We start from the raw sequence: 20,332 nt of genomic DNA, 5'->3' as shown, positions 1-20,332 counted from the left end.
GCCCTGGGCCGGCCGTTGAGGCACCGCCGAGCAGCGCAGCGGCAGGCGGAAAAAGGGCCGCGCGTGTTTGAGCGCAACGCAGTGGAGCGAGTTTGCGCGGACCCCGCCTGTCGCGAGCAGCGCAGGGCAGCCGCGAAGCGGCCGGTGACGTCGGCCGGCCCGGGGCCTACCGCCCGCCGCCGCCACACCCGCCGTCAAAAACACTTAACCCAAGTCTCCCGCCACCGGATGCTGCGCCATCGCCTCCAGCGCCCGCACCAGCGCCGAATGGTCCTCCTGCCCGTACCCCAGCGCCGCGCAGGCGTTCATCAGCTGCGCCGCACTCGCGGTCTGCGGCAGCGCCACCCCCAGCGCGCGAGCCCCCTGCAGCGCAAGGTTCAGGTCCTTCTGGTGCAGCGCGATGCGGAACCCCGGGGCGAAGGTGCGCTTGATCATGCGCTCGCCATGGACCTCGAGGATGCGCGACGAGGCGAAGCCGCCCATCAGCGCCTGCCGCACCTTGGCCGGATCGGCCCCGGCCTTGGAGGCGAACACCAGCGCCTCGCCGACCGCCGCGATGTTGAGCGCGACGATGATCTGGTTGGCCACCTTGCACACCTGGCCGTCGCCGACGCCGCCCACCAGCGTGATGTTCTTGCCCATCTTCTCGAGCAGCGGCCGCACACGGCCAAAGTCGCTTTCGTCGCCGCCGCACATGATCGTGAGGCTGGCCGCCTTGGCGCCGACCTCGCCGCCCGAGACCGGGGCGTCGACGTAGGCGCAGCCGAGCTCGGCGATCCGGGCGGCGAAGGCCCTGGTCGCGATCGGATCGATCGAGCTGCAGTCGACCACCGTCTTGCCCTTGGAGAGACCGGCCGCGACGCCAGCCTCGCCGAACAGCACCTTCTCCACGTCCGGCGTGTCCGGCACCATGATGAAGACGATGTCGGCCTGCTGCGCGACCTCGGTGCCGCTGGCGCAGACCGTGGCGCGAGAAGCAAAGGGCTCGGGGGTCTTGCCGTGGGTATGGACGAACAGCTGGTGGCCGGCTTCGAGCAGGTGGCCCGCCATCGGCGCGCCCATGATGCCGAGGCCGATGAAGCCGATTTTCTGGGTGGTGCTGGTCATTGCGTTGCTTTCTTTCGTCTGTTCTCAGGAGGTGAGGGCGGTGCGCCAGCCGAGGCCCTCGACCGTCGTGCCGCGCGGCTTGTATTCGCAGCCGATCCAGCCGTCGTAACCCAGCGAATCGATGTGCTTGAAGAGCCAGGCGTAGTTGATCTCGCCCGTGCCCGGCTCGCCGCGGCCCGGGTTGTCGGCCAGCTGGATGTGGCCGATGCGCGCCATGTGCTTCGTGAGCGTGTTGCCGAGCTCGCCTTCCATGCGCTGCGCGTGGTAGATGTCGTACTGCACCCGCAGGTTCGGCGAGTCGACTTCGTCGATCAGGGCCAGCGCCTGGTCGGTGCGGCTCAGGTAGAAGCCCGGGATGTCGAAGGTGTTGATCGGCTCGATCAGCAGCCGGATGCCCGCGCTCAGCAGCTCCTTCGACGCGAAGCGCAGGTTGTCGACGACGACCTTGCGCGCATCGGACGGTGCCACCCCCTCGGGCAGCTTGCCGAGCAGGCAGTTGACCTGCGGACATCCCAGCGCCGTCGCGTAGTCGATCGCGCGGCTCACGCCCTCGCGGAATTCGGCCGTGCGGTCCGGGTGGCAGGCGATGCCGCGCTCGCCGCCGTCCCAGTTGCCGGCCGGCAGGTTGTGCAGCACCTGTGCCAGCTGGTTGTCGCACAGGGCGGCGGCCAGTTCCTTCTTGTCGAAGGCGTACGGGAACAGGTACTCGACGGCGTGGAAGCCCGCCTTCGCGGCGGCCTCGAAGCGCTGCATGAACGGCAGCTCGTTGAACAGCATCGTCAGATTGGCTGCGAACTTGGGCATGTGTTGGTCTCCTGGTCTGTCCCGCAGGGTTTCAGTCAAGCATGGCGGCGGCAATCGCCGTCGGTGCGTCTTCAAGGCCTTCGGCCAGCGCCTCGAACTCGTTGATGGCGTCGATCTCGGTGCCCATCGCGATGTTGGTCACGCGTTCGAGCATCACCTCGATCACCACCGGCACGCTGAACTCGGCCATCAGCTGCTCGGCGCGCTGGATCGCCGGCGTCATCTCTTCCTGCTTGTAGACGCGGATCGCCTTGCAGCCCAGGCCTTCCACCACCTTGAGATGGTCGACGCCGTAGCTGCGCTCGACGCCGCTGTCCTCGCCGGCATTGATGTTGTCGAAGCCGAGCTGCACGCAGTAGTCCATCTCGAAGCCGCGCTGCGCCTGGCGGATCAGCCCGAGGTAGGAGTTGTTCACCACGATGTGGATGTAGGGCAGCTTGAACTGCGCGCCCACGGCCAGCTCCTCGATCATGAACTGGAAGTCGTAGTCGCCCGAGAGCGCCACGATCTTGCGGCCCGGGTCGGCCGCGCGCACGCCCAGCGCCGCCGGAATGGTCCAGCCCAGCGGTCCGGCCTGGCCGCAGTTGATCCAGTGGCGCGGGTTGTAGACGTGCAGGAACTGCGCCGCCGCGATCTGCGACAGGCCGATGGTGCTCACGTAGCAGGTGTCGTGGCTGAAGTTGTTGTTCATGCACTGGTACACGCGCTGCGGCTTCATCGGCACGTCGCCGAAGTTGGTCTTGCGCAGCATCGTCTTCTTGCGGTCTCGGCATTCGCCGGCCCATTCGCGGCGGTCAGGCAACCGGCCCTGGGCCTTCATCTCCTCGGCCACCTGCACGAAGAGCTCGAGGGCGGCCTTGGCATCCGAGACGATGCCGAGATCGGGCGTGAACACGCGGCCGATCTGCGTCGGCTCGATGTCGACGTGGACGAAGGTGCGGCCCTTGGTATAGACCTCGACCGATCCGGTGTGGCGGTTGGCCCAGCGGTTGCCGATGCCGAGCACGAAGTCGGAAGCCAGCATGGTCGCATTGCCGTAGCGGTGGCTGGTCTGCAGGCCGCACATGCCGGCCATCAGCGGATGGTCGTCGGCGATCGCACCCCAGGCCATCAGCGTGGGAACCACCGGCACGCCGGTGGCTTCGGCGAAGCGCACCAGCAGGTCGCTGGCATCCGCGTTGATGATGCCGCCGCCGGCCACGATCAGCGGGCGCTCGGCCGCGTTGAGCATGGCGACGGCCTTCTCGACCTGGGCCCGCGTGGCGGCCGGCTTGTAGGGCGCGAGCGGCGTGTAGGTGTCGATGTCGAACTCGATCTGCGCCATCTGCACGTCGAAGGGCAGGTCGATCAGCACCGGGCCCGGGCGGCCCGAGCGCATCAGGTGGAAGGCCTGCTGGAACACCTGCGGCACCTGGCCGGGCTCGCGCACCGTGACCGACCACTTGGTGACCGGCTTGGAGATCGACTCGATGTCCACCGCCTGGAAGTCTTCCTTGTAGAGCCGGGCGCGCGGCGCCTGGCCCGTGATGCAGAGGATCGGGATCGAGTCCGCCCAGGCCGAGTAGAGCCCCGTGATCATGTCCGTTCCGGCCGGGCCGGAGGTGCCGATGCACACGCCGATGTTGCCGGCCACGGCGCGGGTGTAGCCTTCGGCCATGTGCGAGGCGCCCTCGACGTGGCGGGCCAGGATGTGGGCGATGCTGCCCTGCTTGCGCAGCGCGGAATACAACGGGTTGATGGCGGCGCCGGGGACGCCGAAGGCCTGCGTCACGCCTTCCTTTTCCATCACGAGCACGGCGGCCTGGGCCGCGGTCATCTTTGCCATGCGAGTCTCCTTGGGTTGAACTCGACTGTAGGAATTCGGGCCCGTCGGCAGAAGAGGGCGCTGGACCATAAAGCCTATTCCTGGGCGGAATAAGTGAGTAGCATCCGGCCATGGACCGACTGTTGGCGATGGAGATGTTCGTGCGCGTGGTGGAGACCGGGAGCTTCTCCAAGGCGGCGCGCGAGTTCAACACCACCCAGCCCACCGTGACCAAGCAGGTCGCGGCCACCGAGGCGCGCCTGAAGGCGCGCCTGCTGAACCGCAACACCCGCGGCGTCAGCCTGACCGAATCGGGCGCGCTCTACTACGAGAAGTGCAAGGCCATCGTGCGCGACGCCGAGGAGGCCGAGAGCATCGTCCAGCTGCGGCAATCGCAGGCGCAGGGCTTGCTGCGCATCGGCACCTCGACCGCGTTCGGCCGCCGCATCGTGGTGCCGCTGGCGCTGGAATTCATGGCGCGCCACCCGCAGGTGCAGGTCGACCTGAGCTTCGAGGACCGCTATGTCGACCTGGTGGCGCAGGGCATCGACGTCGCGATCCGCATGGGAAAGCTGGCCGATTCCTCGCTCGGCGCGCGCTTCCTGGGCATGAATCCCTGGGTCATGGTGGCCGCGCCGGCCTATCTCAAGAAGCACGGAACGCCCAAAAGGGCCCAGGACCTGAGCGCCCACGTGGCGCTGATCTACAGCAGCGTGGTCGGCGACGACGTCTGGCACCTGCACACGCCACGCGGCGAGCCGGTCACGGTGCCGGTCTCGGGGCGCCTGCGCTCGAACAATGTCTCGGCGGTGCTGGCCGCCGCGCGCGCCGGCCTCGGCATCGCGCTGATGCCGCGCTACGTGGCGAGCGATTCGCTGGCGTCAGGGCAGGTGAGCGAAGTGCTGGCCGATCACGCGCTGCCCGAGCAGGAGATCCATGCCGTCTTCCCCTCGCCCAAGCTGGTGCCGGGCAAGGTGTCGAGCTTCGTGGCTTTTCTCCAGGGCCGCTTCGGCGAGGCGTGGTGGAGCGCTCGCTCAGGGTAGCGGCGGCACGTGGCCGCTGTCCTCTTTCGAGGAGGCGAACAGGTCCCAGGCCGCCATGAACAGCGCCGCGATCACCGGCCCGATCACGAAGCCGTTGATGCCGAACAGCGCGATCCCGCCGATGGTCGACATCAGCACCATGTAGTCGGGCATCTGCGTGTCCTTGCCGACCAGGAGCGGGCGCAGGATGTTGTCGACCAGCCCGATCACGAAGACGCCGACGAAGATCAGCACGAAGCCCTTGCCGAAGGCGCCCACGGCCAGGAAGTAGATGGCGACCGGTGTCCAGATCAGCGCCGCACCGACGGCCGGCAGCAGCGACAGGAAGCCCATCAGGACGCCCCACAGCAGCGAGCCCTGCAGGCCCAGGAACGAGAAAGTCGCGCCGCCGATGATGCCCTGCGTCGCGGCCACCGCGATGTTGCCCTTGATGGTGGCGCGGATCACCGTGGTGAACTTGTTCAGCAGGTAATGGGTGTGCGGCTTGGCCAGCGGCAGCGACTCGCGCACCTTCGTCGACAGGTCGGCGCCGTCGCGCAGCAGGAAGAACAACAGGTACAGCATGAGGCCGAAGCTGACGATGAATTCAAAGGTGTTCTGGCCGATCGCCAATGCGTGCGTCGCGATCACCTGGCTGCCTCGGGCGGCGGCTTGCGACACCTGGGCGATCAGCCCTTCGACATTGCCAAGACCGAAGCGGTCGAGCAGGCTCAGCGCCCACTTCGGGATCACATCCACCACCTGCTGGAAATACCTGGCGAAGCTGATGTCGCCGGAGCGGGTCTTCTGCGACACCAGCGACACCTCTTCGACCAGCGATACCGTGACCGCGGTGAGCGGGATGATCACCACCACCATGGCCATCAGCAGCGTGGTGATGGCGGCGAGGTTGCGCCGGCCGCCCATCTTCCTGAGCAGCCGACGATAGATCGGCGTGAACAGGATCGCGAGCGCCAGGCCCCACATCACGGCGCCGAAGAAGGGGAGGAGGATCCAGCCGAAGGCGATCGTGACGGCCGCCAGCAGGAAGAGGAACGTGCCGCGCTGCAGGGCTGGGGTATTCATGCCGGATCGACTGTAGCCGAAACAGCCGCTCCCTTGAGCCCGAACGTGTCAACGAAGGCCGCGAGGGAGGGCCAGTGGCGCGAGTGTCGCCCGCAGGCGCTCGTCGGCATCGGGCCCGGCCGCCGCCTCGACCTGCAGCGCCTGCTCGACATTGCCGATGTGGTCCAGCATCAACTCGCGGGCGCGCGGCGTATCGCCGGCCTCGAGCGCCGCCACGATGGCAGCATGCTCGGCGCAGGATTCGGCCGCCTCGTGCTTCGACTGGAACAGCGTGGCCGCCAGCGTGGTGCGCGCCGTCAGGTCGCGCAGCACGTCGCACAGCAGGCGGTGGCCCATCTGGTCGGCCAGGCAGACATGGAAGTCGGCCAGCAGGAAGGCGCGGGTGGCGGCGTCGGCGCCTGCGATGGCGCGCTTCTCGTCGGCGATGTGCTCGCGCAGCTTGCGGATCACCTTCGAGAGCGGCCGCCCGGCTTCGGCCAGGATGCCGGCCTCGACGATGCGGCGGGCCGCGAAGGCATCGCGCGCTTCCTCGGCCGAGGGTTCCACGACGTACCAGCCCCGGCGCGACTGCACCTCCACGAAGCCGCGGGCCTGCAGCTGCATCAGGGCCTCGCGCACCATGGTGCGGCTGACGCCGAAGTTCTCCGCCAGCGCCTGCTCGCCGAGCCGCTCGCCGGGCGCGAGCTTCTGCGCCAGGATCGCCTCGACCACGCGTTCGGCGATATGGGTGGGCGTGACGTCGCTCATCGGCTTGCTCAATGGGCTGCCGAAACGGCGGCCGGCGAGCCCGGCTCGGCCAGCGGCTCGTCCTCGGGCGAGTGGGTGCCGTTGAGCACCGCATGGGCCCGCTCGCGGTCGATGTCGCCCTCCCAGGCGGCGATCGCGACCGTGGCGACACAGTTGCCGACCAGGTTGCCGAGCGCGCGGGCGATGCCCATGAACCAGTCGACCGACAGCACCAGCACCAGCCCGATCGCCGGGATCGCCGGAATCGCGTGCAACGTGGCCGCCAGCACCACGATCGCCGAGCCCGGTACGCCATGCGCGCCCTTGGAGGTGACCAGCGCGATCGCCAGGATGGTCAGCAGGTCGGCCATCGAGATCGGGGTGTTGGTCGCCTGGGCGATGAACACCGCCGCCAGCGTGATGTAGATCGAGAAGGCGTCGAGGTTGAACGAGTAGCCGGTCGGGATCACGAGGCCCACGGTCGAGTCGCGGATGCCCATGTGGCGCAGCTTGGCCATGATCTGCGGCAGCACGCTGTCCGAAGAGGTGGTGGCGAAGACGATGGTGAGTTCCTCGCGCAGGTAGCGCAGCAGCTTGACCAGGCTGAAGCCCGAGAAGCGCATCACCAGCCCGAGCACCACGAAGACGAAGAACAGCACCGAGAAATAGAACAGCGCGACCAGCATGCCGAGCTGCTTGAGCGAGCCGATGCCGTACTGGCCGACCGTGAAGGCGATTGCGCCCAGCACGCCCAGCGGCGCCAGCTTGATGATGATGCCCATGATCTTGAACAGCACCAGCGAGAGCGCATCGACCACCGCGCCGACCGGCCGGCCGCGTTCGCCGAGCAGCGACAGCGCGCAGCCGAACAGCACCGCGAACAGCAGCACCTGAAGCACGTCGCCGGTCGCGAAGGCATTGACCACCGTGGTAGGGATCAGCTTCATGAGGAACTCGACGGTGCCGCCGCTGGTGAGCTTGTCGGCGTTCGAGGCATAGGCGCTCATGGCCGCGGGGTCGAGCTTCGATGGATCGACATTCATGCCCACGCCGGGCTTGAAGACGAAGGCGAGCACCAGCCCGAGGGCCAGCGCGACCGTGGTCAGCACCTCGAAGTAGATCAGTGCCTTGACCCCGACGCGGCCGACGCGCTTCAGGTCGCCCGCGCCGGCGATGCCATGCACCACGACGCAGAACACCAGCACCGGAATGATCATCTTGATCAGCTTGATGAAGCCGTCGCCGAGCGGCTTGAGCTTGACGGCGAAGTCGGGAAAGAAGAGGCCCGCGACGACGCCGAGCACCAGCGCGATGACCACCTGACCGAAGAGCGATTTGGCGAAACGTGGCATGGGGGTTCCCTGTGTAGGTTTGCATGCAAGCTTCACGTTGTCTTGCATACAAGCAATGTAGGCAAGATTCACCGAATTGCGCTGAGGGTATTCCCGGAATCGGGTCACTGGCTGCCGAGCAGTGTATGATGTGCATCATGCGAAAAGGAAAGCCCAATGCCAGAGCCGCAGCCAAGGATGCCACGCACGAACGCATCGTGGCCGTGGCCGCCCGGGCGATCCGTCGCAGCGGATACGACGGTACCGGGGTCGCCGACATCATGAAGGAGGCCGGCCTGACGCATGGCGCCTTCTATTCCCACTTCACCTCACGTGAGGCCATGTTGGCCGAAGCGGCAGGAAGGGCATGCGCGGAGTCCACTGCCGCCGCGACTGACGTTGTGGCCAGCGTGCCCCGCGACATGGCATTGGCTTCCATGCTCAGCGCCTATCTCTCCAGGGAGCACTGTGGGCAGGTCGACACAGGATGCCCCCTTGCCGCGCTGGGTTCCGAGACGTCACGCCAGGCTCCCGATGTGCGTCGAGTGACGACGCGGCACATCAAGGAAATGATCGACCTGGTAGCCCGCCAGTCGCCGGACTGGGGACAGCCCGGTGCCCACGAACGGGCCATCGTGACCCTCGCCACCATGGTGGGCGCTTTGCTGTTGTCACGCGCAGTCGATGAGCCGGATCTGTCTGACGATTTGCGCGAGGCCGCGCTCAAGCACCTGATCGCTGCGGGTCACTGAAAGCCACCGATGGATCGTGCTCATTTGTTCGTCTTGTCGCATGATGATCATCATGTCAGAAGGCCCCGCAGCCCACGCAATCTCCCCCCCATTCACCGTCATGAACCAGGCCCCCGCAGTCTCACGACGCGATTCATGCGGGTGCACCAGGAACAAGGAAGACTCATGAAAGCATTTGTCCTGGAGCGCTATGGCAAACAGCGCGCGTTGCGGCCGACAGAGATGCCGACTCCGGAACTGCACGATGACGAGGTCATGGTCGAGGTCCATGCCGCCGGCGTGAACCTGCTGGACGCCAAGATCAGGGACGGAGAATTCAAGCTCATCCTGCCCTATCGCCTGCCGCTCATCCTGGGACACGATGTGGCAGGTGTCGTGGTCAAGGCGGGACCACGGGTGCGGCAGTTCAGGCCGGGCGATGAAGTCTATGCCCGGCTGGATGATTTCCGGATCGGCGCGTTCGCCCAGTTCGTCCCGGTCAAGGAGGCATCGCTTGCCCTCAAACCGAAGAACCTCACGATGCAGGAAGCCGCTTCCATTCCCCTGGTGGGCTTGACGGCATGGCAGGCACTGATCGAGAAGGCCAACCTGAAGAAGGGGCAAAAGGTCTTCATTCAGGCAGGCTCCGGCGGCGTAGGCACTTTCGCGATCCAGTTGGCCAAGCATCTGGGCGCAGCTGTCGCGACGACGACGAGCACTGCCAATGTCGGACTGGTGAAGAGCCTGGGTGCAGACGTCGTCATCGACTACAAGACGCGGGACTTCGAGGACGTCTTGCGCGATTGCGACGTGGTCCTGAACAGCCAGGATGGCAAGACCCTCGAAAAGTCACTTGGCGTGCTCCAACGAGGTGGGAAGCTCATCTCCATCTCGGGACCGCCTGACCCCGAATTTGGCAAGGAAATCGGGGCACCCGGATTCGTGAAACTGGTCATGTGGCTGATGAGCTCAGGCGTCAGGCGCAAGGCGCAAGGCCGAGGCATCGGCTACTCGTTCCTCTTCATGAAGGCGAATGGGAGCCAACTGCGCGAGATCACCCGACTCATCGAAGCGGAGGCCATCCGGCCTGTGATCGATCGGGTCTTTCCGTTCGAGTCGACCAACGAGGCCCTGGCTTACGTCGAAGCAGGCCGCGCGAAGGGCAAGGTCGTCGTCCAGATCAAGTGAGCCTGTTTTTCCCAACCATGGAGTTTCATTGTGAAGATTGAAAACGCTGTTGTCCTCGTCACCGGTGCCAATCGTGGCATCGGCCTGGCATTCACCCGCGAGTTGCTCGTCCGCGGTGCCCGCAAGGTCTACGCCGGAGCGCGCGACCCCGCGGCCGTCATGCAAGCCGGTGTGCAGCCCCTGCGACTTGACGTCACCAGGTCAGACGACGTGGCGGCCGCCGCAGAGCGAGCGTCGGATGTGACGCTCGTGATCAACAACGCCGGCATTGCCCAAGCCGGAGGCTTTCTTGCGCCGGACAGCGAAGAGATCGCGCGACGCATCTTCGAGACCAACTTCTTCGCCATGTTGCGCGTGAGCCGGGCCTTTGCACCGGCTCTCGAGGCCAACGGCGGTGGCGGTTTGCTCAATGTGTTGTCGGTCGCCTCATGGGTGAACGGCGGCGAACTGGCCGCCTATTCGGCCAGCAAGTCCGCCGCCTGGTCGCTCACCAATGCCCTGCGCCACGAACTGGCGGCGCAGAAGACGCAGGTGCTGGCACTGCACATGGCCTACGTCGATACCGACCTCACGCACGGGTTCGATGTGCCGAAGTCCAGTCCCGAGCAGATTGTCAGGCGCGCGCTCGATGGACTCGAATCGGGCCTCGATGAGGTGCTGGCCGATGAACTCACGCTGCAAGTCAAGCGCGGGATGACGGCGGCCAGGCCCAGCTACCTGCCACAGGCCTCCTGAGGCCCGAATTCGATTGCGGCCCACCCTGTGCCAACGACAAAGTCTCGAACGACCTGCACTCACTCAAGGACCCTCATGCTGTTTGAACCTCTCACCGCCGCGTCGATTCAACTCGCCAACCGCGCCGTCATGGCACCGATGACGCGCAGCCGTGCCGTCGATGCCAACACCCCCAACGTATTGATGGCCGAGTACTACGGCCAGCGTGCTTCGGCGGGCCTGATTGTCAGCGAGGGCACGTCGCCCTCGCCCAACGGCCTGGGCTACCCCCGCATCCCCGGACTCTTCAACGGTGCACAGGTGCGTGGATGGAAGGCGATCACCGATGCGGTCCACGCCAAGGGCGGCAAGATCTTCGCGCAGCTCATGCACACCGGCCGCGTGGCCCACGTGGCCAACCTGCCAGCAGGCGCGGAGGTTCTCGGGCCGATGGCCATGGCGTGCCCCGGCGAGATGTACACCGACTCACAGGGCATGCAGCCGCACAGCACCCCGCGAGCGATGACGGCGACCGACATCGCCCATGCCGTCGACGAGTATGCGAAGTCAGCGCAGTTGGCCATCGAAGCGGGATTCGACGGCGTCGAGCTGCACGCCGCGAACGGCTATCTGATCGAGCAATTCCTGAACGCCAATGTGAACCTGCGCACCGACGCCTACGGTGGCAGCATCGAAGGCCGCAATCGCTTCGCGCTTGAAGTTTCCCGCGCCACTGCGGCCGCCGTCGGCGCTCATCGCGTCGGGATCCGGGTGTCGCCCTATGGCGTGTTCAACAGCACGGGCGCGTTCCCCGACGTCGACGCTCAGTACTTGGCGCTCACTCAGGAACTGTCGAGGCTTGGCTTGCAGTACATCCACTTGCTGGACCATTCGGCAATGGGCGCGCCGTCGGTGCCTGCCGAATTGAAGTCCCGGCTTCGCGGTGCGTTCCAGGGTTTGTTCATCCTTGCTGGCGGCTTCGATCGCGGCAGTGCCGAAAGTGCGCTCAGGGCAGGCCAGGCGGATCTCATCGCTTTCGCCCGCCCGTTCCTCGCCAATCCCGACCTGGTGGAGCGCATGCGGGCCGAAGCAGCGCTGAATGCCGCAGACATGGCGACCTTCTACACCCCTGGTTCAAAGGGCTACACCGACTATCCGGCACTTGCGGCCTGACTTGATGTGATACCGCCACAAGCGACCGCTACCAAGTCCTGAGCTGCCGCCCGGCTGGCTCGGCGGTCGTGCAGGCCAGCATAGCTTCATCAGCGGCCGGCCGAGGGATGCTCGATCGCATGCTTTGTTGCACCGCAATGACCACTGCGAAACGGGGGTCGCCGCACGCCCTGGCTCGCCTTCGACGGGCGCCTGGATCGTGCTTCGCATGGAATTTTTTACAACATTGAAGGCCGTCAAGCACGAGCCAAGTGGCTGCGGAAGGCGCATCATCCCGTTTGACGAGCACCACGGTGCGGACTGCGTGCGAGGCAGGGCAGGGCATGACATGGATCAAGAAGGTTTTCTGGATCGGCGCTGGGGTCGCCGTCGTGGGTGCGCTTGTCTCATTCGCGGTCGACGAATTGAAGACTTCCCGGCTGCAATCGGCCCTGTGGCGCGACCTCGCCAGCGGTGCCCGCTTCAGTGTCGACGCCGGTGCCAGCGATGCCATCCGCTTCCCCCATACCGGGCCCTACGATGAGCGGCTGGGCTACGACCAGCTGCCAGGCTTCATCGAGCGTCTGGAGCCCCTGGGCTTCGCGATCACCCGCCAGGCCCGCATGTCGCCGCGGCTGATCGAACTGCAGGAGCGCAAGCTTTTCATCCCTTACCGGGAGAAGAATCAGGCCGGCTTGACCGTGCGCGACTGCCGCGATGCAAAGCTGCTGCACACGCGCGTGCCGACGCGCGTGTACGAGCGTTTCGAGGAGGTTCCGCCGCTGCTGGTGCGCGCCATGCTGTTCGTCGAGGACCGCCACTTGCTGGACGCGCAGCCGCCGCAGCGCAACCCCGCGGTCGATCCGGAGCGATTCGCGAAGGCCGCGCTCGAACAGGCCCACCGGGCCGTTGACCCGAGCCGGGCGGCGACGGGTGGCAGCACGCTGGCGACCCAGATCGAGAAGTACCGCCATTCCCCCCACGGCCGCACCGCGTCCATCGGCGAGAAGCTGCGCCAGATGACCTCAGCCTCGCTGCGCGCCTACCAGGACGGCGAGGACACGCTGACGCGGCGCCGCCAGATCGTCGTCGACTACCTCGATACGGTGCCTCTGGCCGCGCGCCCCGGCATCGGCGAGGTGCACGGCCTGGGCGACGGCCTGTGGGCCTGGTACGGCCGCGACTTCGGCGAAGTCAACCGCCTGCTCGCCGACTACGACGAAAGCGCCGCGACCGCGGAAGAAGCGCTCCAGCGCCAGGCCGAAGCCTTCAAGCAGGCGCTGTCGCTGATGATCGCGCAGCGCCGCCCGTCGCAGCATCTGCTCGGCGACGGCATGGGCCTGACGCGGCTGACCGACAGCTATCTGCGGCTGATGGCCGAAGCCGGGGTGATATCGCCTTCGCTTCGGGATGCGGCACTGCCGCTCCCCCTGCGTCTGCAGCCCGAGCTGCCGCCGGCGCCGAGGACCGACTTCGTCCAGCGCAAGGCCGTGAGCGCGCTGCGCACCCACATCTCCACCTTGCTCGACGTCCCGCGCGCCTACGACCTCGAGCGTCTCGACCTCGAGGCGGAAACCAGCCTCGACGGCGAGGCGCAAGCGCTGGTGGCGCGAATTCTCGCCGGCCTGCGCACGCCCGCCGCGGCGAAGGCGGCGGGACTGGTCGGCTTCCACATGCTCGACCCCGGCGCGGACCCCGCCCCCCTGGTCTACAGCTTCACGCTGTTCGAGCGCGGCGCAAGCGCGAACCTGCTGCGCATCCAGGCTGACAACATCGACCAGCCCTTCGACGTGAACCAGGGCGCGCGACTGGACCTGGGCTCGACGGCCAAGCTTCGCACCCTGGTGAGCTACCTGGAGCTCGTCGCCGAGCTGCACGCGCGCTGGGCCGATCTGAGCGCCGCCGATCTGTCGGCGCTGGCGGTGAGCCCGCGCGATCCGCTGGGCGCCTGGGCGCGGCAATACCTCCTGCGCGCCAAGGACCGCAGCCTTGCGCCGATGCTCGAGGCCGCCATGCAGCGCCGGTACTCTGCGAGCCCGTCGGAGGCCTTTTTCACCGGCGGCGGCATGCACCAGTTCGCAAACTTCGAGCGCTCTCACGGCGGCAGCTCGATGACGGTGCGAGAGGGTTTCAAGCACTCGGTCAACCTGGTGTTCATCCGCCTGATGCGCGATCTGGTGCGCCACCGGATGTACGGCGGCGAATCGAATGCCGAGCGCATGCTGAAGGACTCGGCCGACCCGGGTCGGCGCGAGATGCTCGCGCGCTTCGCCGACCGCGAAGGCTCGGCCTACCTCGTGCGCTTCTATCGCAAGTACCAGCGTCAGCCCGCCGCGGGCGCCGAGGCGCTGCTGCTGCGCGGCGTGAGGCCGTCGGCGCCGCGCCTGGCGAGCGTGCTGTTCACGATCGAGCCCGAGGCCGACGAGGCGCAGCTCGACGCGCTGCTGATCCGGCAGACGGGCCGCGGCGCTGCCTCGCCGCGCGCACTGCGGGCGCTGCGCACCACCTACGCCGGCTTGTCGCTCGCGGATCGCGGCTATGTCGCGCGCGTGCATCCGCTCGAGCTCTGGCTGGTCGGCTACCTGCGGCGTCACCCCGGCGCGTCGCTGACCGAGGTGCTGGACGCCAGCACGCGCGAACGCCAGGAGGTCTACGCCTGGCTCTTCAAGACGCGCCACAAGGGCGCGCAGGACAGGCGCGTGCGCGAACTGATCGAGCTCGACGCCTTCGCGCAAATCCATCAATCCTGGCAGCGACTCGGTTACCCGTTCGCATCACTCACGCCCTCCTACGCGAGCGCGATCGGCGCGTCTGGCGACCGGCCGGCCGCGTTGGCGGAGCTGATGGGCATCATCGTCAACGACGGTGTGCGCCTGCCGACGCAGCGGGTCGGCGCATTGCACTTCGCGCGCGACACGCCCTACGAGACCCGGCTCGAGCCGCGCAACGCGCGGGTCGAACGGGTGATGTCCGTCGAGGTGGCGGCGACAGTACGCGGCGCGCTCGTCGAAGTGGTGCACGGCGGCACCGCCGGGCGGCTCCAGGGTGCGCTCAAGGACGCGGACGGCCGCGTGATCGAGATCGGCGGCAAGACCGGCACCGGCGACCACCGCTTGCAACGCATCGGCCGCGGCGGGCGGGTGATCTCGGAGCGCAAGATCGACCGCTCGGCCACTTTCGTCTTCATGATCGGCGACCGCTACTTCGGCACCATCATGGCCTACGTGCACGAACCCTATGCGGCCCGCTATCGGTTCACGAGCGCACTGCCGACCCAGCTGCTGAAGTCGCTAGGGTCGCAACTCCAGCTCGTGCTCCAGCGAGGCGGGTGCGGGGGCGATGGATAGCTGCTGGGAGTCGCGAAGCCGCCCAAGGACCGACGCCAGCTCGTTCGCCTCCGCACGGGTGAATTCGCGCGCCAGCCTGTAGAACTGCGCTTGGTAGCAGGGCAACATGACCGCCGCTGTGAGCGCGTGGACGTCGTCGCTCCGAGCCAGGTGGCGACTGCAAGAAGCAATGCTTCGATAGATGTCGAGTGCCTGAGCGACGCGGCCTGAAGGTTGCGCGTCGCAATTCTTGGGATGCAGTACCAGATGCCCACCGGGGCCTTCCTTGCTTTTCTTGCCGGTCATCGCCGCTCTTTCGGGGGCGCCTCGGATGGCGCCTGGCGACCACTCTATTCACTCCGTGGCGCAGCGGTGAGTAACAAGTCCGTCGTGATCTGCCCGCTTGAGGATGGGGCAGGCGCCGCCTGACGCGCGTCGCGAACCTTGTCAGGGCCGGCTTTTGCCGGCATCATCGCCGGCGCTGAGGAAGGAGCCCGCCGATGAAATCGTGGATTCGTTTTACCGCTGCTCTCGCCGCCTTCGTGACCGCGGCCGCCGTGCAGGCAGCGGGCCTCGTGGGCAACATGCTGCCACCGGGCTTCCCTTCGATCGAAGACACCTCGCTCGCCCGGCCGCTCATCGGCTTTGGCGCCGCCGGACCGGTGACGCGAACGCCGGTGATCTTCATTCACGGCAACAACGACACACCGTTTCCCACTGCCTGCAACCCCTACGGGCGCGTTCAGGCGATGGCGCAGTACTTCGCCGACAACGGCTATGCCACCAGCGAACTCTGGGGCGTGGGCTACCAGGGCGACCAGTGCGACCTGGCCGCGGACCAGACACGCCGTTCGAGCATCGCCCACACCAACGCGGCCAACGTGCCCGACCTGCGCCGCTTCGTGCGCGCGGTGATGGACTTCACGGGCGCCAGGCGGGTGGACATCGTCGGGCACAGTCTGGGCGTGACGCTCGCGCGCGAGTGGATGCGGCAGGACGAGGCGCAGCATATGGTGCGCCGCTTCGTGGCCATCGACGGGCCCAACCACGGCATCATCAACTGCTCTCCCGACCCCGCCAACTACTGGCGGGCCCCGGCGGCAGGCGGCTTCACGCCAGCGAGCGACGTGTGTCAGGAACTCGGCTCGCCCGACACGCCCTTCCTGCGCCTGCTCAACGGCCGCAACGAGAACGAAGGGCCCACGCGCGTGCTGGTGATCCGCAACGGCGATGCCAGTTTCGTCTACTTCCCGGTGCAGGACGGCTCGGTCGCGCCGGTGCCCGCCGTGGATTCGTTCGGCAAGCCGACGGACTTCTCCCGGAGCGCCAGCCTGCGCGGCGCGCGCGAGATCGTTCTCACCGGGCAGGGCGCCTACGATCCCCTCCTGCACACCGGTCACCTCGGCATCCTGAATTCGCCGCAGACCTGGCAGGCCGCATTCGAACAGCTCGACGATCGCTCCAGGGGCAAGGACGACTGATTTCGCCCGTCATCGGGCCGGGCCGCTATGCTGGGCGGCATGACTTCCAAGACGCTGCTCGTGGTCTACCACACCATGACCGGCGGCACCGCGCAGATGGCGCAGGCCGCCGCCGAAGGCGCGCGCGGCGAACCCGATGTGCTTGTGCGCCTGCTGCATGCGCCGCAGGCCCAGCCCGACGACGTGCTGGGCGCTGACGGCTATGTGTTCGCCACGCCCGAAAACCTCGCCGCGATGGCCGGGCTGATGAAGGACTTCTTCGACCGCTGCTACTACGCCGCGCTCGACCGCGTGAACGGCCGGCCCTACGCCACGCTGGTGTGCGCCGGCAGCGATGGCCAGAACGCCGCTCGGCAGATCGACCGCATCGCGACCGGCTGGCGCCTGCGCTGCGTCGCGCCGGCCTTGATCGTGTGCACCCATGCGCAGACGCCCGAGGCCATCGCGCGGCCCAAGCAGATCGGTGCCGAGGACCTCGCGCAATGCCGCGAACTGGGCGCCGCGCTGGCCGCGGGACTGGCGCTCGGCGTGTTCTGACGCCGGCCGGAAGTCTTCACTTCATCACCAGGCCGCCGTCGACGAACAGCACCTGTCCGGTCATGAACCGGCTCCATTCGGAAGCGAGAAACAGCACCGGGCCGGCGACGTCCTCGGGCCGCGCGATCCGCCGCAGCGGCGTTGCGGCGATCAGCGACTCGCGGAATTCTTCCCGGGTCGCGCTGCTGGCCTGCGTCGGGTAGACCAGGCCGGGGGCGACGCAATTGACGCGGATGCCGAGCGGCCCCAGTTCGGCGGCCAGGTTGCGGCTGAAGCCGACCAGCGCCGACTTGGCGGTCGTGTAGTCGTGGTACGGGATCACCGGCCGTTCGACCAGGTCGCTGACGATGTTGACGATGTTGCCCTGGGTGCGTTGCCTGAAGTGCGGCAGCACCGCTTGGCAGACGTTGTATGCGCTGCCGACGGCGCCTTCGAACTGCGCCAGGTAGTCCGGCCACGCCATGTCGCCGAACAAGGTGCGGCGCTGCGGGTCGAAGGCATACGGCCGGAAGGCGTTGTTGACCACCACATCGATGCGGCCCGCTTCGTCCAGGGCCTGTTCCACCATGGCCTGCACGGCCGTCGCCGAATTGACGTCGGCCTTCACGGCCCAGGCGTCACCACCGGCCGCCTTGCAATGCGCGACCACCTCGGCGGCCGCGGCGTCGTTGCTCAGGTGGTTGACCAGCACCGTCGCGCCTTCGCTCGCGAAGGCCTGCGCAATGGCGGCGCCGATGCCGCGGCTCGCACCGGTCACCAGCACCACCTTGCCCTCGAACTTCACGGTGTCCTCCTTCATTGCGCAGGCAGCAGTTCCGTGCTGACGACGTCCGAGATCTTGATGTCGCGCTCGATCAGGCCCAGCTTGCGATAGGCATCCGCGGCCTTCTGCAGCGACTCCAGGTCGAACGCGCCAAGACCGTTCTTCGCGGTGGTGGCCGACACGCTGGCGGCATTGCGCAAGCGAATGATCTCCAGGTTGGCGGCGCGGTCGGTCCCGTCGATAGCGTGTTTCATGGCCAGGCCGGCCGCCTCCTCGGGGTTGGCGATCATCCAGGCCGCGCTCTCGCGATAGGCCTTCAGGAACCGCTTGAGCAACGGCTTCTTCTGCTGGTAGACCTGTTCCCGGACTACGAACAGGTCGCTCGACACGTTCAGGTAGTTGCGCACCTCCATCACGTTGACCTCGCCCACCCCCTTGCGCTTGCCCACCAGCAAGCCGGTGTCGGTGGCGGCGGTCGCATCGACCTGGCCTTGCAGCAGCGGCGCGAAGTTCGACAGCCCGGTGACGACGATGGTGACATCGGATTCGGACAGGCCGGCCTGATGCAGCAGCACCAGCAGGTTCTGCCGGGTGCCGCTGGACAGGCTGTAGACACCGATCTTCTTGCCCTTCAGGTCGGCCGGCCTGGTGATGTTGGCGGACTTGAGCGAGACCACGTTGAAGACGTTCTGCGGGTAGATGTCGTAGATCGCCCGCAGCTTCTCGCCCTTGTCGAGGGCCGAGAAGAATGCGCCAGGGTCGGTGAAGGCCACGTCCGCCTGGCCGGTGAGGATGTTGCGGATCGCGTCGCCCCCTCCGGCGCCGGACACGTAGGCCAGGTCGATCCCGTTGGCCTTGAAGATGCCCTTGTCGGGCTCGGCCAGCAGGTGCGTGATCTCGGTGATCGGCTTGCTCCAGCCGGCCACGGTGATCTTCTCCGGCGCGTCACCGGCGTTGGCCCCGCCAGTAGCGATCAGGGTGAATAGCGCGGCGGTTGCCAGCAGTGTGCGGCGGCGTGCGATGGGTGTGTTCAAGGTCGTGTTCCTCATGAGATTCGGGTGTAGGGCCGCAGCAGTCGCTTCTCGACTGCGAGCGTGATCTGGTAGAGCGCGAGGCCGAGCACGGCGATGACCACCAGCACCGCGAACATCAGCGGCGTGTCCATCATTCCCTGCGAGGCGATGATCAGCGCGCCGAGCCCCTGGCTGGCGCCGATGAACTCGCCGACCACCGCCCCGACCAGCGCGAGCACCACCGCCACCCGCAAGCCCGCCAGGATCCCGGGCAGGCCGGCAGGCAGTTTCAGGCGCAGCAGGGTCTGGCGCCGCGTGGCGCCCAGCATCCGGAACAGCTCCAGCCGTTGCGGGTCGACCTGCTGCAGGCTGGTCACGGTGTTTTCCATCAACGGGAAGAAGCAGATCAGCGCCGTGATCACCACCGTCGACGTCATGCCGAAGCCGAACCACACGATGAAGAGCGGCGCCAGCGCCAGCTTGGGGATGACCTGGCTGATCACGACATACGGCTTCAGCACGCGCTGCAGCAGCGCCGACTCGGCCATCGCCACGCCGCTGATGAAACCGATCAGGCAGCCGGCGAACAGCCCGAGCACCAGCTCGAGGGCGGTCGTTCGGATGTGGGGCCACAGGTAGCCGGTCGACAGGCCCATCCAGAGCGACTTCATCACCGCCGAAGGCGCCGGCAGGACCAGGGCCGGAATGCCGGAAGCGCGCGCTGCCAGCTCCCATCCCGCGAGCAACGCGAGCAGCAGCGCCCAGGAGCCGAGCTGTGTGCGTGGGGAGATCGACTTCATGCCGTCGCCAGGTCCATCGCATCGCGCACTTGCGCGCAATGCAGGTTGAAGGCCGCGCCGTACCGCATCGCCGGCGCGCGCGGCCTGCTCACCTCGACGCGGATGTCCCGGACGATCCGGCCGCGGTCCATCACCGCGACCCGGTCGCCCAGATACACCGCCTCGGCGATGTCGTGCGTCACGAACAGGACGGTGGTGCGGCGCAGGCGGCACATCTGCAGCAGGTCGTCCTGCAGTTCGCCGCGGGTGATCGCGTCCAGCGCGGCAAAAGGTTCGTCCAGCAAGAGCAGCGCCGGCTCCAGGATCAATGCGCGCGCCAGGGCCACGCGGCTCTGCTGGCCGCCCGACAGCTGCCGGGGGTAGTGCTGCGCATGGGCCGACAGGCCGAGCAGCGCGAGCAACTGCTCGGCCTTGTCGATCTCCTGTGCGGTGGGCTTGTGTTGCAGCGACACCGGCAGCAGCACGTTGTCGATCACGCGATGCCACTCGAGCAGGGTCGGCGACTGGAACACGAAGCCGAGCTGCGGGCCGGGCGCGACCACCTCCTTGCCCTGCAACCGGATGCGGCCCGTGTGAGGATGCAGCAGGCCCGCGGCGAGCTTGAGCAGGGTGGTCTTGCCGCAGCCGCTGCGCCCGACCAGGCAATGGAACTCGCCTTGCGCGATGGTCCAGTCGACGCTGCGCACCACCGGCGGCCAGCCGGGGTAGGTGAAGCCCACCTTGTCGATGTCGAGGAAGCTCACGGCT

19 protein-coding genes are annotated in these 20,332 nt (G+C 67.2%); 8 read left to right on the top strand and 11 right to left on the bottom strand.

Features of this window, described 5'->3' with window-relative positions; genetic code table 11:
* Positions 1 to 204 precede the first annotated feature (204 nt).
* The 3 genes from AC1DYK_RS10920 to gcl are packed head-to-tail and all read right to left on the bottom strand — an operon-like array spanning position 205 to position 3,736.
* Positions 205 to 1,107 (bottom strand): 2-hydroxy-3-oxopropionate reductase, encoded by a 903-nt coding sequence (locus tag AC1DYK_RS10920; RefSeq protein ID WP_478166310.1) that lies wholly within the window; start codon positions 1,105 to 1,107, stop codon positions 205 to 207.
* Between the two features lie 24 nt (positions 1,108 to 1,131).
* Positions 1,132 to 1,911 carry a hydroxypyruvate isomerase gene (gene hyi / locus AC1DYK_RS10915; RefSeq protein ID WP_478166309.1) on the bottom strand — a complete coding sequence of 260 codons (780 nt, stop codon included), beginning with the start codon at positions 1,909 to 1,911 and terminating at the stop codon, positions 1,132 to 1,134.
* Between the two features lie 31 nt (positions 1,912 to 1,942).
* A complete protein-coding gene (gene gcl, locus AC1DYK_RS10910) occupies positions 1,943 to 3,736 on the bottom strand; it encodes a glyoxylate carboligase (protein ID WP_478157867.1) in 1,794 nt (597 codons plus the stop codon).
* Positions 3,737 to 3,846: 110 nt separating this feature from the next.
* Here gcl and AC1DYK_RS10905 point away from each other — a divergent pair, with 110 nt between their 5' ends.
* Positions 3,847 to 4,758 (top strand): LysR family transcriptional regulator, encoded by a 912-nt coding sequence (locus tag AC1DYK_RS10905; protein ID WP_478166308.1) that lies wholly within the window; start codon positions 3,847 to 3,849, stop codon positions 4,756 to 4,758.
* Here AC1DYK_RS10905 and AC1DYK_RS10900 read toward each other — a convergent pair.
* From AC1DYK_RS10900 to AC1DYK_RS10890, 3 genes are read right to left on the bottom strand one after another with little or no spacing between them, the layout of a single operon-like run.
* On the bottom strand, positions 4,750 to 5,823 hold the full coding sequence (locus tag AC1DYK_RS10900) for an AI-2E family transporter (RefSeq protein WP_478166307.1): 1,074 nt from the start codon (positions 5,821 to 5,823) through the stop codon (positions 4,750 to 4,752). The genes AC1DYK_RS10905 and AC1DYK_RS10900 overlap by 9 nt on opposite strands.
* A 48-nt stretch (positions 5,824 to 5,871) precedes the next feature.
* Positions 5,872 to 6,570 (bottom strand): GntR family transcriptional regulator, encoded by a 699-nt coding sequence (locus AC1DYK_RS10895; protein WP_478166306.1) that lies wholly within the window; start codon positions 6,568 to 6,570, stop codon positions 5,872 to 5,874.
* Between the two features lie 8 nt (positions 6,571 to 6,578).
* Positions 6,579 to 7,901 (bottom strand): C4-dicarboxylate transporter DctA, encoded by a 1,323-nt coding sequence (locus AC1DYK_RS10890; protein WP_478166305.1) that lies wholly within the window; start codon positions 7,899 to 7,901, stop codon positions 6,579 to 6,581.
* A 125-nt stretch (positions 7,902 to 8,026) separates the two neighbouring features.
* On the opposite strand from AC1DYK_RS10890, the gene AC1DYK_RS10885 reads away from it, so the two are divergent.
* The 5 genes from AC1DYK_RS10885 to AC1DYK_RS10865 all read left to right on the top strand — a co-directional run bounded on the left by AC1DYK_RS10885 (position 8,027) and on the right by AC1DYK_RS10865 (position 15,012).
* Positions 8,027 to 8,632 carry a TetR/AcrR family transcriptional regulator gene (locus tag AC1DYK_RS10885; protein WP_478166304.1) on the top strand — a complete coding sequence of 202 codons (606 nt, stop codon included), beginning with the start codon at positions 8,027 to 8,029 and terminating at the stop codon, positions 8,630 to 8,632.
* A gap of 165 nt (positions 8,633 to 8,797) precedes the next feature.
* A complete protein-coding gene (locus tag AC1DYK_RS10880; RefSeq protein ID WP_478166303.1) occupies positions 8,798 to 9,799 on the top strand; it encodes an NADP-dependent oxidoreductase in 1,002 nt (333 codons plus the stop codon).
* A 30-nt stretch (positions 9,800 to 9,829) separates the two neighbouring features.
* Positions 9,830 to 10,534, top strand: a complete 705-nt coding sequence (locus AC1DYK_RS10875) for an SDR family oxidoreductase (RefSeq protein WP_478166302.1) — start codon at positions 9,830 to 9,832, stop codon at positions 10,532 to 10,534.
* Positions 10,535 to 10,609: 75 nt separating this feature from the next.
* Positions 10,610 to 11,686, top strand: coding sequence for an alkene reductase (locus AC1DYK_RS10870; RefSeq protein WP_478166301.1), 1,077 nt, complete (start codon positions 10,610 to 10,612; stop codon positions 11,684 to 11,686).
* 323 nt (positions 11,687 to 12,009) lie between these two features.
* The gene (locus tag AC1DYK_RS10865; RefSeq protein WP_478166300.1) at positions 12,010 to 15,012 is read left to right on the top strand and encodes a transglycosylase domain-containing protein; all 3,003 of its coding nucleotides are present in this window, start codon (positions 12,010 to 12,012) and stop codon (positions 15,010 to 15,012) included.
* Here the strand turns inward: AC1DYK_RS10865 and AC1DYK_RS10860 are convergent.
* Entirely contained in the window at positions 14,956 to 15,297 is a 342-nt protein-coding gene (locus AC1DYK_RS10860) for a hypothetical protein (RefSeq protein ID WP_478166299.1), read from the bottom strand. The two genes, AC1DYK_RS10865 and AC1DYK_RS10860, sit on opposite strands and share 57 nt — an antisense overlap.
* A gap of 194 nt (positions 15,298 to 15,491) precedes the next feature.
* Between AC1DYK_RS10860 and AC1DYK_RS10855 the strand changes: the two genes are divergently transcribed.
* The gene (locus AC1DYK_RS10855; protein WP_478166298.1) at positions 15,492 to 16,472 is read left to right on the top strand and encodes an alpha/beta hydrolase family protein; all 981 of its coding nucleotides are present in this window, start codon (positions 15,492 to 15,494) and stop codon (positions 16,470 to 16,472) included.
* 39 nt (positions 16,473 to 16,511) lie between these two features.
* Positions 16,512 to 17,009 (top strand): flavodoxin family protein, encoded by a 498-nt coding sequence (locus AC1DYK_RS10850; RefSeq protein WP_478166297.1) that lies wholly within the window; start codon positions 16,512 to 16,514, stop codon positions 17,007 to 17,009.
* Positions 17,010 to 17,025: 16 nt separating this feature from the next.
* On the opposite strand, the gene AC1DYK_RS10845 is transcribed toward AC1DYK_RS10850, so the two are convergent.
* From AC1DYK_RS10845 to AC1DYK_RS10830, 4 genes are read right to left on the bottom strand one after another with little or no spacing between them, the layout of a single operon-like run.
* Positions 17,026 to 17,808, bottom strand: coding sequence for an SDR family oxidoreductase (locus tag AC1DYK_RS10845; protein ID WP_478166296.1), 783 nt, complete (start codon positions 17,806 to 17,808; stop codon positions 17,026 to 17,028).
* A complete protein-coding gene (locus tag AC1DYK_RS10840) occupies positions 17,805 to 18,821 on the bottom strand; it encodes an ABC transporter substrate-binding protein (protein ID WP_478166295.1) in 1,017 nt (338 codons plus the stop codon). Before AC1DYK_RS10840 ends, AC1DYK_RS10845 begins: the two co-directional genes overlap by 4 nt.
* The gene (locus tag AC1DYK_RS10835) at positions 18,818 to 19,585 is read right to left on the bottom strand and encodes an ABC transporter permease (RefSeq protein WP_478166294.1); all 768 of its coding nucleotides are present in this window, start codon (positions 19,583 to 19,585) and stop codon (positions 18,818 to 18,820) included. The genes AC1DYK_RS10840 and AC1DYK_RS10835 overlap by 4 nt, the downstream gene beginning before the upstream one ends.
* The gene (locus tag AC1DYK_RS10830) at positions 19,582 to 20,328 is read right to left on the bottom strand and encodes an ABC transporter ATP-binding protein (RefSeq protein WP_478166293.1); all 747 of its coding nucleotides are present in this window, start codon (positions 20,326 to 20,328) and stop codon (positions 19,582 to 19,584) included. Before AC1DYK_RS10830 ends, AC1DYK_RS10835 begins: the two co-directional genes overlap by 4 nt.
* Between the last annotated feature and the right edge of the window lie 4 nt (positions 20,329 to 20,332).

It is taken from the genome of Variovorax sp. P2_H12, from assembly GCF_056403395.1.
This window is presented reverse-complemented; position numbering and strand designations above follow the sequence as displayed.

Coding starts and splice junctions, on each gene's coding strand:
- AC1DYK_RS10890 (WP_478166305.1), bottom strand. CDS start 7,901: ATGCCACGTTTCGCCAAATCGCTCTTCGGTCAGGTGGTCATCGCGCTG.
- AC1DYK_RS10880 (WP_478166303.1), top strand. CDS start 8,798: ATGAAAGCATTTGTCCTGGAGCGCTATGGCAAACAGCGCGCGTTGCGG.
- AC1DYK_RS10860 (WP_478166299.1), bottom strand. CDS start 15,297: ATGACCGGCAAGAAAAGCAAGGAAGGCCCCGGTGGGCATCTGGTACTG.
- AC1DYK_RS10840 (WP_478166295.1), bottom strand. CDS start 18,821: ATGAGGAACACGACCTTGAACACACCCATCGCACGCCGCCGCACACTG.
- AC1DYK_RS10905 (WP_478166308.1), top strand. CDS start 3,847: ATGGACCGACTGTTGGCGATGGAGATGTTCGTGCGCGTGGTGGAGACC.
- gcl (WP_478157867.1), bottom strand. CDS start 3,736: ATGGCAAAGATGACCGCGGCCCAGGCCGCCGTGCTCGTGATGGAAAAG.
- hyi (WP_478166309.1), bottom strand. CDS start 1,911: ATGCCCAAGTTCGCAGCCAATCTGACGATGCTGTTCAACGAGCTGCCG.
- AC1DYK_RS10900 (WP_478166307.1), bottom strand. CDS start 5,823: ATGAATACCCCAGCCCTGCAGCGCGGCACGTTCCTCTTCCTGCTGGCG.
- AC1DYK_RS10835 (WP_478166294.1), bottom strand. CDS start 19,585: ATGAAGTCGATCTCCCCACGCACACAGCTCGGCTCCTGGGCGCTGCTG.
- AC1DYK_RS10845 (WP_478166296.1), bottom strand. CDS start 17,808: ATGAAGGAGGACACCGTGAAGTTCGAGGGCAAGGTGGTGCTGGTGACC.
- AC1DYK_RS10850 (WP_478166297.1), top strand. CDS start 16,512: ATGACTTCCAAGACGCTGCTCGTGGTCTACCACACCATGACCGGCGGC.
- AC1DYK_RS10895 (WP_478166306.1), bottom strand. CDS start 6,570: ATGAGCGACGTCACGCCCACCCATATCGCCGAACGCGTGGTCGAGGCG.
- AC1DYK_RS10865 (WP_478166300.1), top strand. CDS start 12,010: ATGACATGGATCAAGAAGGTTTTCTGGATCGGCGCTGGGGTCGCCGTC.
- AC1DYK_RS10870 (WP_478166301.1), top strand. CDS start 10,610: ATGCTGTTTGAACCTCTCACCGCCGCGTCGATTCAACTCGCCAACCGC.
- AC1DYK_RS10885 (WP_478166304.1), top strand. CDS start 8,027: ATGATGTGCATCATGCGAAAAGGAAAGCCCAATGCCAGAGCCGCAGCC.
- AC1DYK_RS10920 (WP_478166310.1), bottom strand. CDS start 1,107: ATGACCAGCACCACCCAGAAAATCGGCTTCATCGGCCTCGGCATCATG.
- AC1DYK_RS10855 (WP_478166298.1), top strand. CDS start 15,492: ATGAAATCGTGGATTCGTTTTACCGCTGCTCTCGCCGCCTTCGTGACC.